Origin of the sequence: Bifidobacterium sp. FKU (assembly GCF_026016385.1) — a bacterium.
GTDB lineage: Bacteria > Actinomycetota > Actinomycetes > Actinomycetales > Bifidobacteriaceae > Bifidobacterium > Bifidobacterium infantis.
This window is the reverse complement of the sequence record NZ_CP092888.1, coordinates 119588-134989: the sequence shown is the minus strand read 5'-3', so window position 1 is coordinate 134989 and position 15402 is coordinate 119588. Positions and strand designations below refer to the sequence as shown.

Genomic DNA, 15402 nt, shown 5'->3' with positions numbered 1-15402 from the left:
TCCGTCGGTGCGCTCATTGCAGTCCCCATCCGTCTGGCGAACAATCCATCAATGTCCTGATCTCATCACATGACCGCAGCCCGTCAGCGGTGCCGCCCGCCGCTTCGCTACTTCAATGCCTTGCCGGCCGAGCCGAGCTGCCGGCACGCCTCGACCACGCGGGCAGCCATGGCCGATTCGGCCTCGCGGCCCCAGGAGCGCGGATCGTACAGCTTCTTGTTGCCGACCTCGCCGTCGATCTTGAGCACGGCGTCGTAATGCGCGAACATGTGGCCGGCGACCGCGCGCGTGAAGGCGTACTGCGTGTCCGTGTCGATGTTCATCTTGACCACGCCGTAGCTCACCGCGCGGGCGATCTCGTCGGGCGTGGAGCCGGAACCGCCGTGGAACACCAGCGCGAAGGGCTTGCGCTCGGGCATGTCCGGCAGCGCGCACGTGGACACCGCCGACGCGCCCAGCGACCCAAGACGGCCGTCGAGGGCCGCGTCCCACACTTCGGACTGGATGTCGCGCAGCAGTTCCGGGCGGAGCTTGACCACACCCGGCTTGTATGCGCCATGCACGTTGCCGAAGGTGAAAGCGGCCATATAGCGGCCGTGCTCGCCGAGGCCGAGCCGCTCCGCCACGCGCACGCCGTCGGTCGGCGTGGAATACAGCTTTTCGTTGATCTCCGCGGAATGGCCGTCCTCCTCGCCGCCGACCGCGCCGATCTCGATCTCCAGCACCGTATGCGCGCGGACGGATTTCTCGAGCAGCTCCGCGGCGATGTCCAGGTTCTCCTCCAGCGGCACAGTTGAGCCGTCCCACATATGCGACTGGAACGTCGGCTCTTCGCCGCGCTTGACCTGTTCGGCCTCGTGCGCGAGCAGCGGGCGGACCCAGCCGTCCAGGTACTGCTTGGCGCAATGGTCGGTGTGCAGCGCGACCGTGATGTTCGGGTAGCGCTTCGCCACCTCGTGCGCGAATGCGGCGAACGCGAGCGACCCGACCACGCGGTCGTTCACGCTTTGGCCGGAGAAGTAGGAGGAGCCGCCGACCGACACCTGGATGATGCCGTCGGACTCGGCCTCGGCGAATCCCTGCAGCGCGGCGTTGAGCGTCTGCGTGCTGGTCACGTTGATCGCGGGATAGGCGTATCCGCCGTGGCGGGCGGCATCCAGCATTTCGGCATAGCGTTCGGCAGTTGCGATAGTCATGGCTTCCATTATCCCGCCGCCGAGTGACGAATCGCATTGTCGGGGAGGCCTCGGCGGCGAATGTGCGCAAGATCACCTTGCCCGCGAGGCGCGGAGCTCACCGACAACTCGAACCTACGCCGCAAACCGCCGTAAGCGGGGCACGACTACCATGGAACCCGTGAGCGATATTCGACATTCTCCGCTGGAAGGCCGGCGGCCGAAGCGCACCGAGCTCGCCGGTTTCGTCGACGGCACGGTCGACGACATCCGCTGCCCACACCCCAAACTGCTTATCGTAGGCATCAACCCCGGGTTATGGACGGCCGCGGTCAACGCACCCTTCGCCTATCCCGGCAACCGATTCTGGCCGTCGCTTTTCGCCTCGGGGCTCACGCCGTGGCAGGTGGACGCCAGTTACGGCCTGCGCCTTCGCGATGAGCGCATGATGATCGACCGCGGCATCGGGCTTACCAATCTCGTCAATCGCGCCACCGCGAAAGCGAACGAGCTGAACACCGCCGAGCTGCGTCAGGGCGCCGATCGGCTGCGGGAGCTGTGCGCGAGGGTCCATCCCCGGGCCATTGCGATACTGGGCATCACGGCGTACCGACAGGCGTTCGCCGATAAGTCCGCCGCGCTGGGGCTGCAGGACCTCACCGCGGAAGAGACCGACCGGTTCGGAGGCGCGCAGCTGTGGGTGATTCCCCAGCCCAGCGGGTTGAACGCGCACGCCACCATGCCGGTGCTGGTCGACTGGTGGCGCAGGGTCGCCGACGCGGCCGGTCTGGATCTCGCCGCCGCGCGCTAGTATCCCACACCGTTGATTCGTTTGTTAATTCCGGCTCCCCTCTCTGAGGGGAGCCAGACATTGTTAACGATTTAAGTTTTGCGTGATAATTGTCGTATGTGCCCACCATGAACCCCACGGGCGTGAAGGTCCACCGGCACACGGCCGGGGCGCCGAAAAAGGGGCTCCCGGTCCGTCGGCGTCTCCCGGGGAGGGTGGAATACCAAAGTTCACGTGCCATCCGACGGCGGGAGCGCGGTCGTCGAGATCCGTCTGAGCCCGGGCAACGAGCGCGACGCGGTCCATGGGCACGCGCCCGCTCATGGACCGCGCGTACGGGGGTTCCACCCGGCTGCCGGCCGAGTCGTTCGGCCTGACGCCGGCCGCACCGCCCAAGGGGAACCGTGCGGCCCCATGGAATCGCGACAGGGAGGCGCACAAGGGGCGGAACATGGTCGAACGCGTCTTCAACCGCATGAAGCACCACCGCAAGGCCGCCACCCGCCACGACAGGCTCGACGAGACCCTCCTCGCCAACCCCCGGCCCATCCTCATCGCCATCTACCTGAAAAACACAGCCAAAAACCCAACTAGTGTAAACACACCCTAGGCAATCCTGCACTCCTCTTCCGACAGGTGCGAACATGCTTCTCCCATAGATGCAACATCCCTTCGGGCTGGTTTCCTAGACAGTTACCAATCTAACGGGTGTTGCACTTTCATTTAGACAACGGGGTGCAGCAAAACAAGAAGACCCCGCGTTGTTCCGCAATATGTTGGTTCGAGGAACAACGCAAGGCCCATTCGCCCGTGAATGTGTGTCGAATGCTGCTATGCCAGAATTGATTCAGTATCGGTCACCGTGACCAGTGGCTCGAACAAGCGCATTGTGTTGAGTGCCAACTCCTGGTTCTCCGGAGTGCTGCCGGCACAGGCATCAGCTGGCACGCGTACTGCCACACCACTATCGGCGGCGGCGAGCACGGTGGTGAGCACACAGCAGTCAGTGGCCACGCCGCAGACCGTGATCTTCTTAGCTCCGCCGATTGCTCCAATCAACTGCGAACCCCACTTGCCGAATGTGGTGCGGTCCACCACTTGGTGTCCTTCAGCGAGCGCCGCGGTCTCATCGGTGAAATCGTACATCGGATCGTCCGGCGGTACCAGGAATTGCGGCCAGTTCTTGAAGTAGTCAACCCAGGCGTCCTTTGGCGGAATCGGCGCGATGTAGCGAGTGTAGACCACGCGGTCGCCAAACGCCTTGGCCAGTCTTCCGAACGGTTCGTCGGTACTGTAGTAGCTTCCTCCAGCACAGGCCCAAGTGGACCATTTGCTTTCGGCAAATACTTTCTGGCGGTCGATGACAACCAGCCACTCGTCTTCTGCGATCATCATGCGCTCCTTTCCTACAGTTACGCCGCTTGTCAGTTGGCTTCAGACAGAGTCGTTTCAAACTCTGATAGGTCCGCCTCCTGCTTGGCGATGTCCTCACGCTGGAAGATCAATGCACCGAGCAGACCAACCAGCAGCGCTACGATTACGCCAAGGTTAGCTGAAGCCCAGCTGCCATCCTTGCCTCCGATCAGGAAGAGAAGATAACCTTGCCAGGTCAACCAATCTGCGGCGGTGTTAATCACGAGGCCCCAACCGAGGATGGTACCGACGGCGAGGATGATGAACGACTTAACGTTCCACTTGCCGTAGCGACCGTTCGGATCATACAGGTCGGGAGTGCTGTAGTCCTTCTTGCGAAGAATCACATCGGCCACAAACATGCCTGCCCACACGGCCATGGGCACACCTAGGGTGGTTAGGAAACCTTGGAACGGGCCAATAAAGGTATCGGAGAAGAAGGTCACGTAGACCACGCCCGCCACGGTGAGCGCGGCGGTCAGCCCAGCGGCCGCCGTACGGGGTAGTTTGACGCCAAAGCTCAGGAGTGCCAATCCATTGGAGTAGTTGTCCATGATAGATCCGGACATGAGGCCCAGCACAGCCACAAGGGTGTATGGGATGAGGTACCAAGTGGGCAGAATGGACGCCATGGCCCCAATCGGGTCGTTGCCGACGTTTTCAGCGAGTTTGGCGTTCGACCCAGCCAGCAGCAGACCGTAGAAGATGAGGAACACATTGGCGATGGATGCGCCGAACGTAGTCCAGAAGACGATGCCACCATTAGACGCCTTGCGCGGCAGATAGCGCGAATAGTCTGCCGCGATGTTCACCCACCCCAAGCCAAAGCCAGTCATGACGAAGAAGCAGCAGCCGAGCATGGCCGGCAGGCTGCCAGACGGAATCCGTCCGATGGCTGCGAAGTCAATGTGTCCCCAGCCGAGGATGAAGAATCCGACGGTGATCACACCGGTCACGATAGTGATGACCTGCTGGCAGTGCATGATCAAGTCATAGCCGAAGATGCCGGCGACCACCACCAGACCGACCACCACGATGGCGGAGATGAGCTTCGGCGCGTCACCAGAACCCCAGCCGAGTTTGGTGATGGTGGAAGACAGAGCAAGCACCGCAGTGGTGGTCAGGGAAATTTCCCAGCCCAGTGTAGCAATCCAGCTCAACGCAGCCGGCACTTTGGCACCTTCCACTCCGAAGGTGGCACGGGTAAGCACCATGGTCGGCGCGTTGCCGCGCTTGCCCGCTATGGATATAACGCCTACCAGCAGGAATGATACGACCACGCCGATGATGGCCATGATGGTGGCCTGCCAGAGGGAGATACCGAATCCCAGAGCCCATGCGCCGTATGACATGGCAAACATGGAGATGTTCGCCGCGAACCAAGGCCAGAACAAGCTGCCCGGTGTGCCTTTGCGCTCGTCTTCGGAAATTGTGTCAATGCCCTGCTCCTCGACAGTGAGGGCTCCTCTATCCTTACTCATTTCGTAAGGTCTCCTTTGCTTCGTTGCACTTTGCAGAAAGCGCCCAGACCGGTGAGAACGTCCTTCCCTCATGCTCTCACACCGTGCGGGCACATCATCTTATGGTCAAACTGACCAAACGCTCTCATGACGAGAGCATTTCCCTCACCTCCTTTCTTGTAGGGCATGTGGCCGGCCCCCGTCGTGTCACTGCAATGGAGGCCGCCGCATTTGCAGTTCTGACCGCCTCATGGAGCACTATTCCACAGCTCAGTTCGGCACACAGTACACCAGCGTGGCAGTCACCAGCACCATTGGTGTCGATGGCATGGACCGGGCATCCTGGAACGAGTTCAGCATCCATGTCCGGCCGAGCCAGCCATGCGCCGCCCCTGCCGATACGGACGATCAACGTGGAGTCCAGCAACCGCGCCATCTGTTCGATTAGGGCACGGGACGTGAACCGGTCGCCCGGCAATCCCAGACGCTTCGCGACAATAGTCGCCTCCCGTTCATTGCATGACCAAATCGGACGGTATCTGACCACTTCGTCAAACGTCTCGTCGTTGATATGAGCCACCACCGGCGACGGGTCGAACAACGCAGTGAAGTTCCGTCCTACCGAGGTCCGCCGTATGAAAGCCCGTAATCCTTCACCAGTATGATGCGCGAAGGTGTATCCACTGATATGTACGACATCACCGTCAGACGGATCGATGTTATGGAAGGTGTCTTCGTCGCCGTAGGCTTCGGCACCGCGCGTCGAGATGAAGGTTCGTTCGGCTGCGGCGTCGGTCAGTGCTACGCAGAATCCGGAATCCCTGTCCACATCATCGGAACCGATGTGACGAATTCCTTCATTTTTGAAGACTTCACGAATCATGTCCGCCCAAGGACCAATGCCAAGGACGCCGGCGTGGCATGCTGCGACGCCCATCTGACGTACCGCATGCAAGGTATTGTAACTCGCTCCGACGCAGATTCCGACCTTGTCGGCGAATACATCCTCGCCTGGTTGGGGGATTTTACCGACGCTCATGGTCAGATCGACAATCACCTGCCCCAGCGAGATAACGGCTCCACGTCCCATGGTTCAGCCTTCCCGTTCCCTCAAGGCGAGTAGTCCCGCCACCGTTCGGCTCACGTCAAGCCGGTTGTCGTCCTTGAGCCGGCGTAGCACCTGGCCGACAATAGCTTGGTCGAAACCATCCACCCCATGCCACGCACCGAGCATCGCGCCCGTAATCGCGGCGATGGTGTCTGTGTCGCCGCCGAGGGAGGCCGCAAAGCACAGTGCCTCGGTGGGTCTGTCGAAGAAACGGGTTGCGATGGCGAACGCCGCAGCTACGGATTCGTTGGCCTCCACGCTGGTGCCACAGTCGCGCCGGAGGATGACGGCGAATTCATCATCGGATATGGTGACGCCTTCGCTGATGACCCGTTCCATGAACATCTTCACGCGAGCCACGACGGACGCTTTGGCCGACCAGTTGCCGCGCGTCGGCTGCGATTCCACGAACTCCAACGCCTTCTGAAGGAAATCACGTCTCCCTTCAACTGCGAAGCTCACGGCGGCAGATACAAGCATGGTCGATTCGATGCCCTGGACCGTGTTGTGAGTCACCACGCAAGATCGCCAGGCTTCCTCGGCCAAAGTCTTCCCCGGTCTAAAAGCTATGCCTACTGGGGTGGCGCGCATAGCGCCACCGTTCGTGGTGCCGAATCGACCAGTATGTTCCGGTTCGACGCCATCCGTCAGTGCTTGCAACGCGGCTCTGGTGGACGGGCCAAGTAAATCGAGCGAGCCTCGCGCCTTCATTTTCATCTCCCAGCGCAGGAGATCTTGGGCGTACGCGTCGTTGTCGATTCGACCGTCATCCTCGATAAGGCGATTGGCCAGTACGAATGCCTGTTCCGTATCGTCGGTCACCGACCCAGCCGGCATATTCGGCGCGATTGGCTGCTGCGGCACAGCGTCCATCAGCGAATGGATTAGACCGCCGTAATATTCGACGATTTGCGTGGCTGACATACTTTGGGTAGGCATCCCAAGCGCGTCGCCGACGGCGAGACCTATCATTGCGCCACGGGCACGTTCGGTCAGATGTTCATCGATCACCATGGTTTCCTCCAGTTTCTCCTGTGGTGACATGCAGCGTGAAGTGGCCCGGATCGAGGAACGAACGCACGTATTCGACCAGCGCGCCGTCATCTCCGAAGTTGTGCCGTTCGGACAACAGAAACACCGTTCCCGGGGTCTTTTCCAGCGTTTCGGCAATCGGGCCGAGCCTATCGGCGGATACGTTCATATATCCGGAGGCTGTCCGAAGCCCGGCCTGTTCCATGGTTTTCAAAATGGAACCGTCGATAAGACCCCCCGCACGTTCGATTACTCCACATAACGCCGGGATGGCAGGTAAGTATGAGACCTCGTACGAGACCGGTGCCGACCTGAAAAGCCGACGGCGGGCAATTTTATAGAAGCGTTCACACTCACTCTCCCCTTCCAGCGACGAAGGACGATCAACCAACGCGATGGACAGCAGTTCTGTTGTGGTCGGCGCTCCTGAACGCAACGAGGCCGAAGTCCATCCGTCCGGCCCGCTCATGCTACCGCCATTGAACGCCACATAACTGCCCGATCCCATACGGGTTTCGATTAGTTCCGCCTTCTTCAATTGTTCCAAGGCCCTGCGCACGGTGCCGCGGGAGACCTGGTACTCCTCGGCCAGGCGCGTTTCGGACATGATTCTGTTCCCTGGCTTGAGTGTGCCATTCCTAATCTGCGAGGCGAGCTCGTGCCGCAGATGTTCCGTCCGGGTGTAAGCAGTCATCTTCGACCTCCAGAACAATGCTGATACAATCGGCATTGACATTGAACAACTGTATACAGGATAACACAGGTTTGTACAAGTTGCGTCATCCTCGTTGTCTGTTTAGAACTGCAACGCCTCTATTGGTCCTGTAATTCCAGCAATTCGTCGACGAACGCCTCATTGGGTGTCAGGTAGTCCGGCACGCGCATGGGACGGCTGTCGGTCTCGTCAACAATCTCCCTGATTTTCTTCGCCACGTCCATCCTGATCTCGCAGCGCCTGGACAGGTACCGGCGGATCATGCCGTTACGGTTCTCGTCACCTCCCCGCCGACGGCTGGAGCACGGATCAGAAGTACATGGCCATGGTCGGCTCATCGCACGATCGGGCGCGCGGGCGAACACGGTGCCATCGTCGTGCGTGACGCCGACGCACGCGACGTCCGGCGACGGACCGAACATCGTCATCCGCGACCTTCTTCTTCGCCTCACTTGTAATCTATCTGCACCCGACATACGCCGCGATGAGCCGTGCCTACCTCACCGATTAGTCATTATGATACGGATCAGTGCGAATATCGAATATGTGGCAACACCTCCGCCGATGGAAAAACGGGCAGACGCGCCTGCAAAGCACAGCCTGCTCGTTGTGTACGGAATGCTCCTACCCTCGAGCCAATCGAATGCTAATTGCGTTCATGGAATGACGCCTTACGACCGATGGCGACGGCAGCAGTGGACAGTAACGCCATCACCGATAGCACACCTACCACCGAAACACCGGTATTCGGTAGGTTGCCCGATGTATCGGCATTGACGTGCCGCTGATTGGGTTTGCCCTGCTACGATTCCGAAGAGCAGCCGGGTTTGCCGATGCTACCATTTCCATTACCGACGTTAGTCTTGCCAATGCATCCGGCAATTACCGGGCTTTAATCTTGACGCTGGGCTTCTGCGGCCTCTGATGGGGCGAGGCGGCTGCATTGCGCGTCAAGCATGTGGATGTCCAGAACAACCGACTTAAGGTGCGCCTAAGTTGGGTGCGTTCTGGCAGAAAACATTTTGAGGGAGCTCCGAAAACATGGGAGATACGGGACGTTCCCGTTCCAAAGCAAGTAATGGAGGCCCTCAAAAAGCAACGCGAAGGTAAGGATGCCGAGGATTTGGTGTTCACCTCACCTTCTGGCGGCCACCTGCGCGAGCAATCCGCGAAAACCACAGTTGGTACTCAAGAGCATTGCGCGATTCCGGCGTTCCCATGCTAACCTGCCATGACCTTCGCCACCCAGCGGCATCTATCGCCATCAGCTCCGGAGCCAATGTCAAGGCCGTACAACGTATGTTGGGTCATAAGAACGCGGCCATGACGCTGGATACTTATGCAGACCTATTCGACACCGATCTTGACGACGTGGCAACATCTATCAGCAACAAGATCGCAACCGCAGGAACTATGTAAGTCAATCAGACCTTAACTAGAATGCCGGTTGTATCGGATAAGCACTATGGGTGAGACCGCCACTTGCGTCATAAAATTCACGCAAACCCATGGTATGCACGCCCAAAGCTTCAGCCACATCGGGAATTTTAGGCTCCCTTTTTAAAGGCTGATTACGCGTCGGCTTTACCGCCTGCTCATTTGTCACGACGGTGGCATGAAGGACTTTGGCAGCAGCAATGAGCCAAGGATCAGCTTTATCTTCAGGCTCCCACTGCGCATACGAGGCAGAACGATAACAGCCACATGTAGCCAAATAATCTTGCACCTGGGCATAAGCCGCACCAATCTCATCGGTCTTATGACTAATTTGGCGTTCACTAAAAATAGCTTCAGCCCACTGCCCTAATTCATCGATTTGGCCTTTACTATTCTTATGCGTTATTTCCTTATAAACGGAATCAAGTAGAAGCACCTTCCCCTCAGAAGCCAATTTCTCTAGCCAACGCCAGAAAGAATGAAATTCTTTATATGAAAAAGGATGATGGGTACGAAATGAGCTAATAAAAATATCTGAATCAAGCAAAAATAAATCACTCATTCGCCATCCCCTTCACCTGGAGTAGGCCATCATAAGCCTGGATGGATTTCACACCCAGCAAAGAAAAACCATCAGAGTAACTCAGAGAACCACGGTCAATGCTGCTCTTCACTAATCCAACGAAACCGCTATCTAGATGGAATGCATTCGTGTTGTTCTGATTGCCGCCTTTTGCATCACTACTGCGTGTTTTACTAAGACGCTCCCGCATCTCTTCAGACACAGTCTGCACATCTTCATCAGCAGCCAACCCCAAGTACCTGGCATGAATGGTGAGCGCTAACGCACTAAGGCCATAGCGCCTCGCACATTCATTAGCAATCATCAATATATCGTTACTTCTGCGGCTGGACTCTTTCCAGTAGCTACAAAAATCTTGATTATCCACGACAGATTGAACGACAGCCCGGTTAATAAGCCTCTCAACCCGCGTTTCACCCATTGCAAAATCATCATTAAAGATTTCGTTACTTCCGAGCAGGACATGACCAATCTCATGAAGCAACGAAAAAAGCATCGCAGAATAGGAATCATTGCGATTGATAAAAATCAATGGGGCCGTCGGGTCCAAGAGAACAAATGCACGAAATTCCTGTACGCTTAAGCGCCTGTGAGAAGTCCCCACTTTGGAATCAACCATCACAATCAGACCATTTTCGCTGGCTCGCTGCCTAATGTATCGGAACTGCTCCTCCACAGTTTTGCGCGCATACCATGCATCATCCAGCTGAAGTTTCTCACGAATCGCCTTCCCAAGCTCTTCAGCGGATATGTCAGAAGCAACGCTGCCGACAAGCTGGTTCTCATCAAGCCCCCGTGCAGAGAGCTCATCTTTAGCCCAATCTTGACGGTTACGCATTAGACGGATCACGTCTCGCAAATCTCTACTCGGCTCGACTCCGTGATTCTTAATGGTACGGTACTGAACCAACTCATCCTCATGCTGCTCAGGAACGGAGGAACGCACAAGACTGCCGAATGGCATTTGCAGCGCCTTTCCTATATCCGACAGCTTACTGAAGGAGAGACGAAGCGGTTCACTAGAACTCAGCCATTCCGGAAAATCTGCCAAACCTCGTCTGGCAGCCACAGCAGCAGGATCAGCATTACTTGTTTTAACGGCCCAACGGAGCGTGGCTGGATAAACGGTTATTTCAGCCATAATGCACTCCTTTCCTGCCTAGGCCAAAATTGTTTACCATACCAGATGGTAATGCGATGATGTCTCGCGACACGAATTCTCTTAGATCCCAGAATTACTCATAACCATTCAAAAAATAGGTTACCAAGAGAAATCATCCAACCTGAACAGTCAAGCTCTCTCGTGACAACACGATGACAACAATTCGGCAAAAATCGTGTGATCGAGCAAGTGCCTACATAATTGAGAATCATTGGAATGATTAGGTTTTGCAGCCTCAGCGTTGAAGCGAATGGAGCGGACGACGGGAGTCGAACCCTACCTGGCCGATGCCGAAAAGCCGCTGATCATCGCAAGAATACAAGCTACTGAGAAGCAAAGTCGGCGAAAGGTCTTGGAATTCCCGTTCCAAGACCTTTCGCCGATTCCTATTGGTTTTTCGATTTAAAGCTAGACGATAGCCTTTCGACTGTTGATGGCGATACCGGATGTCAGCACAAACAGCAGAGTCAGGATCGCCAGCATGGTCCGCCATCCGAGGAATTCGATGACGGAGCCGGCCAACAGACTGCCGATGACCTGTCCGCATACGAGGAAGAACTCGCCCTTGCCTCTGGCCGACGCCACTTCGTCGGCGGAATACGAGCTCACCAGCAACACCGTGCCCTCGTTGTAGCCGAGTGCCCAGGCGACGGCGATGCCCAGCAATGCCATCGCGACGAGCGGAGCGTTCTGACCTAGACCCAACAGACAGCTGACAAGGCCTAGCCCTAGAGCAAGAGATACAAAGACCGTGTGAGAGCGTTTCTTGGAGTTGAGCAGTGGAATCAATGCCATAGGCAGATACATGCCGAGCATGTGCAGTTGCATGGCCTGCATGCGCGTGCCGTCGGATTCGTGCAGCACATGTTCCATCACCAGCGGGGCGCCGGCCATGATCATGGTCATGGCGCAGCACACGGTGAATCCCAAGGCGATGCCGAGCAGAAAGCGCGGGCGGCGCAGAAGCTCAAGCAGGCCGACCTTCTGCGCCGAACCAACGGGCTGCCGCGTGTTTCCGATCTGCTGGTCTGCCGGGAACATCGCCACCGTCGCCAGAGCGAGTATGCCGAGGACGCTTACGATGAGATAGGAGCCTGCGTAGTGGACGGGGAACAGTCCCTCGGCCCACGTCGCCAGCAACGGGCCGACAATCGCGGCGATGACGCCTGCCGACAGCACCACGGACACGGCCCGGTCCTTTGTATCGGGGTTGAGATCGGCCGCCGCGTAACGGTAGTAGTTGGAGGCCGCCTGATAGATGCCGACCGCGAACGTGCCGACGCATAGAAGCGGGAAATTGTGGAACCATACCGCGCAGAACGAGCTGATTCCGCCGCATATGGCGATGACCGCCCCGGCCTCGAACACATGCTTGTGCCCGATGCGGGCGATGAGGCGATTGACGAAGGTATTGGCGAACACCGTCCCCAACGCGATCAAGGCGATCGGTATCGTCGCCATCCACGCGAACGGGGCCAGCTCACTGCCCACGAGCGCAGTGACCGTTAGGTCAACGCTCATCGCAGCGAGACTCAGTCCCTGCGCAACAAACAAAACCCTAATGGCGCGCTGTTGACCACGCATTAGAAGCCTCCCCTCATGTCCGCAGGAATCACTATCTCATCAAAAGACCAAGTGATTGAGCAGGTGTCTACAAGATTAAAAAAAAACGTTGGAATGATTGGATGGTCTCACCATTTGAGACAAGTGGAGCGGACAACGGGAGTCGAACCCGCCTCTAAAGCTTGGGAAGCTTTCATTCTACCGATGAACTATGTCCGCACGTGCGCTGCCAACACTCTTGGCGTATTGCACGAAGAGTCACTGTAGCATGACTTCTCTACCTGGAAAAGGCGTGTGCCGGAACTTGAACAATGCTCCACCACACGCCTTTGGTGTTATTCACATCTAGACAATGCCCGAATTGCCTTTCCGGGCCTATCTACGCCGAACGACTTTCAGCGTCAGCGCCGCACCAACAAGTACCAGTGTTACGGCCAACAATCCAGCCGTGTTCACACCTGTTGCGCTCAAACGGTCAGCAGCATTGGCTTCCTGACTGGCGGAGGACTTGTCCGCGCCGGAATCGGAATCGTGCGAACCGCCTGGCTGATTAGCATCCTGGCCACCAGCGTCTGATCCACCGTCCCCGCCATTGCCGCCATTCCCGTCATCTCCGCTATTCGTTTCCTGCAATGCCTGCTGTGCTGAACGCAGGGCGACCGCAGCGGCATTGAGGTCGGCCGGGGCGGCACGGAAGTCTTCGACCCGCACCAGCGCAGTGGTATAGGCATCGGCGAACGCAGACCACGTTGCATCGCTATAGTTTCCCTGGCCAGCTTCAACCACACGCTTAGCCGCAGTCAAGGCCTGGCGCACCGTTTGCTTGGCGGCCGGGCCGCCGCCCATCGCGTTGGTATATGATGCGGCAACTTCATCGTCAGAGAACACTTGGCTGGAGATGCGCGCAAGAGCAACATACCCTTCCTTCATCTGGTATTCCGGAGCGCCAGAGCCGCTGGTATCCGCACCGATGAAGAAGTATTTTGCGCCGTTGGGCGGAATCACCAAGCCGCTCTTAGCCGACGCCGAATCAACCTTCTCGCCGTTCAAATACAGCGTTACGGTGTTGCCATCGTATACGGCACTGGCGTGATACCAAGTATCGGGCTGAATAGCCACTGCTGGCTTGGCTCGGCCACTCCCGGCATTCAGCCAGAATTCCAGTTTGCCGTTCTCGACTTCAAAGCCGAATCCCGCATTTTGCTGATTGGAAAAGACACACTGGTCCTTCTGCACATCCGCAATCGAGAATACGACATCCGTGGTGAATCCGTTGGCGATGGCGTTGTAGTCCTCGTCTTCCATCGTGTACCGGTATCCACCATCTCCGCCACGCACATGCAGCACTTGCTGGCCGAGCTCGGCGTTATCCTCGATTGCGGAAACGCCACCCTGCTTAACGGACTGGTGAGCGTAGTAGTCATCGGCCGAGCCACTGCCAAAATCAACATTGAACATCGGGCTGGGAGCAGGGGCCTCATTGGTGGTCACACTTGTCTGGCCGCTGGCGATCACGGCACCGGCAGCCCCGTTCTCCTCTTCAAACGAGGTCAGCGCCTCGACCGTGGCTGTGTATTCCGTCTGCGGCGTCAGGCCTTTAACGGTAACGGACCACCTGCTTTTCTGGGTCGGCACGGCTCCAGCAGCCCCGACCCCAGCCTTGGCATAGTAATAATCGTTGAACACGGATTTGTATACCGTCTCGCCGCCGTTCTTAGGCGTCATCGTGATGCGATATGAGTGAATCATATTGTTGTTCGTGCCGTCAGCGGGCTTGGCTGCCGGGAAGGTGACAGCAGCACTGTTCCCGGTGGTCTTCGCAGTGTCAAAGCCTACCGACGCGCCGTCCGGGAACATGGCCGGGGTACTTGGACGATTCTTGCCATACACGTTAGCCTTGGCTCCATCGGCGGTAATGGTCCATGGTTCGTCAGGATATATCCACGTGCCGGTTGCGAAATTCATCCTATGCACTTTCACCGTGCCGTCCCGATACACATCGACCAACAACCCCTGCGAGGCCAGCTCGGAATCGGCCGGCCGAGTGGCGGCAGTACCGGTAATAGGATCCACCTTGCCGCTTTCATTCTCGAAATAGGCGCCAATCGTACCGTCTTGGATGCTGGTGTATCCCAAGCTCTGATCAATTGAGCGCGCGTCTTCCAACGTGGCGTGGGAGTGTCCGGAAACCTGAATGATCTGAGGATACTGTTGCATGAGTTTCACCAGGTCGTGGTCGGTACCGGCACCGTACTCGCCGTACCATTCGTTGGTCACATAGGCGGTATTCTGCACGCCGTGATGGGTCAGCACGAAAATCGGGCGGTTCGGATCGTAGTTCGCCCGAGAGGTGATGCGGTCAAGCGTAGTCTTCAGGAAATCGCAATCCGCCCGATAATCGTCATCCTCGTTCTGCGGTCCCATCGTGATGACATCGACGCCGTTGACTTCGACCAGTTTGTTCATATCTTGCCCGGTGTACTTCTTGAAACGTTGCGGCGAATCTGACACACCCGCATCAAGTGTTTCATGATTGCCCATAGCCAGAATGACCTGTTCGGAATCATCCGTGCCGGCGTTCAACGTGTCCATCAAGGTCTGGTACTGGCCGACTTGACCGGAATCAGTAAGATCGCCGGAAAAACCGACCGCATCTACGCCCGATTGGCGGTAAGCGCTCAACGCATTCTTGAGCTTGTCTACAGCAGAACCATATTTGCCGCTGTCGCGCCCCACGTGAATATCACTGCCGAAACCGAATCGCGCCACGACATCCTTATCTCGCGGCAAATCCCATGTTGCAGACTGCTCGGCATGCGCGGACGGAGCTGCCAGAACGCTAGCTAGCACCATAACCATAGCTGGCACCACAGGTACAGCGTAATGTCTTTTCATTGTTTTCTCCTTGTGTTCACGCTCATGCGCTCACGTGTTTCCATGGTTCAGCGACATCAGCGAGTACAC

15 protein-coding genes and 1 tRNA gene are annotated in these 15402 nt (G+C 57.5%); 4 read left to right on the top strand and 12 right to left on the bottom strand.

All coding sequences use genetic code 11. From position 1 onward, the window contains the following. Positions 1-107 precede the first annotated feature (107 nt). Positions 108-1196, bottom strand: coding sequence for a class II fructose-bisphosphate aldolase (fbaA, locus tag MMB48_RS00610; RefSeq protein ID WP_012576570.1), 1089 nt, complete (start codon positions 1194-1196; stop codon positions 108-110). A gap of 151 nt (positions 1197-1347) precedes the next feature. On the opposite strand from fbaA, the gene MMB48_RS00605 reads away from it, so the two are divergent. Next, a complete protein-coding gene (locus MMB48_RS00605) occupies positions 1348-1986 on the top strand; it encodes a mismatch-specific DNA-glycosylase (protein WP_032745033.1) in 639 nt (212 codons plus the stop codon). A 430-nt stretch (positions 1987-2416) separates the two neighbouring features. Continuing rightward, positions 2417-2575: a hypothetical protein gene (locus MMB48_RS00600; protein WP_234884536.1), complete on the top strand. Its 159-nt coding sequence runs from the start codon at positions 2417-2419 to the stop codon at positions 2573-2575. Between the two features lie 221 nt (positions 2576-2796). Here the strand turns inward: MMB48_RS00600 and MMB48_RS00595 are convergent, their stop codons facing one another. The 6 genes from MMB48_RS00595 to MMB48_RS00570 form a co-directional block, all read right to left on the bottom strand. After that, positions 2797-3357 (bottom strand): cysteine hydrolase, encoded by a 561-nt coding sequence (locus MMB48_RS00595; protein WP_032745034.1) that lies wholly within the window; start codon positions 3355-3357, stop codon positions 2797-2799. A 32-nt stretch (positions 3358-3389) separates the two neighbouring features. Further along, a complete protein-coding gene (locus MMB48_RS00590; RefSeq protein WP_032745036.1) occupies positions 3390-4859 on the bottom strand; it encodes a purine-cytosine permease family protein in 1470 nt (489 codons plus the stop codon). A gap of 124 nt (positions 4860-4983) precedes the next feature. Continuing rightward, a complete protein-coding gene (locus MMB48_RS00585) occupies positions 4984-5928 on the bottom strand; it encodes a PfkB family carbohydrate kinase (protein WP_080714882.1) in 945 nt (314 codons plus the stop codon). A 3-nt stretch (positions 5929-5931) separates the two neighbouring features. Further along, positions 5932-6960: an ADP-ribosylglycohydrolase family protein gene (locus MMB48_RS00580; RefSeq protein ID WP_032745040.1), complete on the bottom strand. Its 1029-nt coding sequence runs from the start codon at positions 6958-6960 to the stop codon at positions 5932-5934. Next, positions 6947-7672, bottom strand: a complete 726-nt coding sequence (locus MMB48_RS00575) for a GntR family transcriptional regulator (protein WP_032745042.1) — start codon at positions 7670-7672, stop codon at positions 6947-6949. Before MMB48_RS00575 ends, MMB48_RS00580 begins: the two co-directional genes overlap by 14 nt. Before the next feature lie 119 nt (positions 7673-7791). Continuing rightward, complete coding sequence (locus MMB48_RS00570) at positions 7792-8121, bottom strand: hypothetical protein (protein WP_080714884.1); 330 nt, start codon at positions 8119-8121, stop codon at positions 7792-7794. Between the two features lie 650 nt (positions 8122-8771). Here MMB48_RS00570 and MMB48_RS00565 point away from each other — a divergent pair. Next, positions 8772-8918 carry a hypothetical protein gene (locus MMB48_RS00565; RefSeq protein ID WP_208430658.1) on the top strand — a complete coding sequence of 49 codons (147 nt, stop codon included), beginning with the start codon at positions 8772-8774 and terminating at the stop codon, positions 8916-8918. After that, a complete protein-coding gene (locus tag MMB48_RS00560) occupies positions 8912-9112 on the top strand; it encodes a tyrosine-type recombinase/integrase (protein WP_208430657.1) in 201 nt (66 codons plus the stop codon). Before MMB48_RS00565 ends, MMB48_RS00560 begins: the two co-directional genes overlap by 7 nt. A 16-nt stretch (positions 9113-9128) precedes the next feature. On the opposite strand, the gene MMB48_RS00555 is transcribed toward MMB48_RS00560, so the two are convergent. The 5 genes from MMB48_RS00555 to MMB48_RS00535 all read right to left on the bottom strand — a co-directional run bounded on the left by MMB48_RS00555 (position 9129) and on the right by MMB48_RS00535 (position 15333). Next, positions 9129-9692, bottom strand: coding sequence for a DUF4411 family protein (locus MMB48_RS00555; protein WP_050496308.1), 564 nt, complete (start codon positions 9690-9692; stop codon positions 9129-9131). Beyond that, a complete protein-coding gene (locus tag MMB48_RS00550; RefSeq protein ID WP_032745044.1) occupies positions 9685-10854 on the bottom strand; it encodes an ImmA/IrrE family metallo-endopeptidase in 1170 nt (389 codons plus the stop codon). Before MMB48_RS00550 ends, MMB48_RS00555 begins: the two co-directional genes overlap by 8 nt. Before the next feature lie 429 nt (positions 10855-11283). After that, complete coding sequence (locus MMB48_RS00545; RefSeq protein ID WP_230581278.1) at positions 11284-12396, bottom strand: MFS transporter; 1113 nt, start codon at positions 12394-12396, stop codon at positions 11284-11286. Positions 12397-12583: 187 nt separating this feature from the next. Continuing rightward, positions 12584-12657, bottom strand: a tRNA-Gly gene (locus MMB48_RS00540). 156 nt (positions 12658-12813) lie between these two features. Beyond that, on the bottom strand, positions 12814-15333 hold the full coding sequence (locus MMB48_RS00535) for a LamG-like jellyroll fold domain-containing protein (protein ID WP_080714885.1): 2520 nt from the start codon (positions 15331-15333) through the stop codon (positions 12814-12816). Positions 15334-15402: the final 69 nt, after the last annotated feature.

Bases quoted from the DNA above. Each gene is read 5' to 3' on its own strand.
- fbaA (WP_012576570.1), bottom strand. From the start codon at position 1,196: ATGACTATCGCAACTGCCGAACGCTATGCCGAAATGCTGGATGCCGCC.
- MMB48_RS00605 (WP_032745033.1), top strand. From the start codon at position 1,348: ATGGAACCCGTGAGCGATATTCGACATTCTCCGCTGGAAGGCCGGCGG.
- MMB48_RS00600 (WP_234884536.1), top strand. From the start codon at position 2,417: ATGGTCGAACGCGTCTTCAACCGCATGAAGCACCACCGCAAGGCCGCC.
- MMB48_RS00595 (WP_032745034.1), bottom strand. From the start codon at position 3,357: ATGATCGCAGAAGACGAGTGGCTGGTTGTCATCGACCGCCAGAAAGTA.
- MMB48_RS00590 (WP_032745036.1), bottom strand. From the start codon at position 4,859: ATGAGTAAGGATAGAGGAGCCCTCACTGTCGAGGAGCAGGGCATTGAC.
- MMB48_RS00585 (WP_080714882.1), bottom strand. From the start codon at position 5,928: ATGGGACGTGGAGCCGTTATCTCGCTGGGGCAGGTGATTGTCGATCTG.
- MMB48_RS00580 (WP_032745040.1), bottom strand. From the start codon at position 6,960: ATGGTGATCGATGAACATCTGACCGAACGTGCCCGTGGCGCAATGATA.
- MMB48_RS00575 (WP_032745042.1), bottom strand. From the start codon at position 7,672: ATGACTGCTTACACCCGGACGGAACATCTGCGGCACGAGCTCGCCTCG.
- MMB48_RS00570 (WP_080714884.1), bottom strand. From the start codon at position 8,121: ATGACGATGTTCGGTCCGTCGCCGGACGTCGCGTGCGTCGGCGTCACG.
- MMB48_RS00565 (WP_208430658.1), top strand. From the start codon at position 8,772: ATGGAGGCCCTCAAAAAGCAACGCGAAGGTAAGGATGCCGAGGATTTG.
- MMB48_RS00560 (WP_208430657.1), top strand. From the start codon at position 8,912: ATGCTAACCTGCCATGACCTTCGCCACCCAGCGGCATCTATCGCCATC.
- MMB48_RS00555 (WP_050496308.1), bottom strand. From the start codon at position 9,692: ATGAGTGATTTATTTTTGCTTGATTCAGATATTTTTATTAGCTCATTT.
- MMB48_RS00550 (WP_032745044.1), bottom strand. From the start codon at position 10,854: ATGGCTGAAATAACCGTTTATCCAGCCACGCTCCGTTGGGCCGTTAAA.
- MMB48_RS00545 (WP_230581278.1), bottom strand. From the start codon at position 12,396: ATGAGCGTTGACCTAACGGTCACTGCGCTCGTGGGCAGTGAGCTGGCC.
- MMB48_RS00535 (WP_080714885.1), bottom strand. From the start codon at position 15,333: ATGAAAAGACATTACGCTGTACCTGTGGTGCCAGCTATGGTTATGGTG.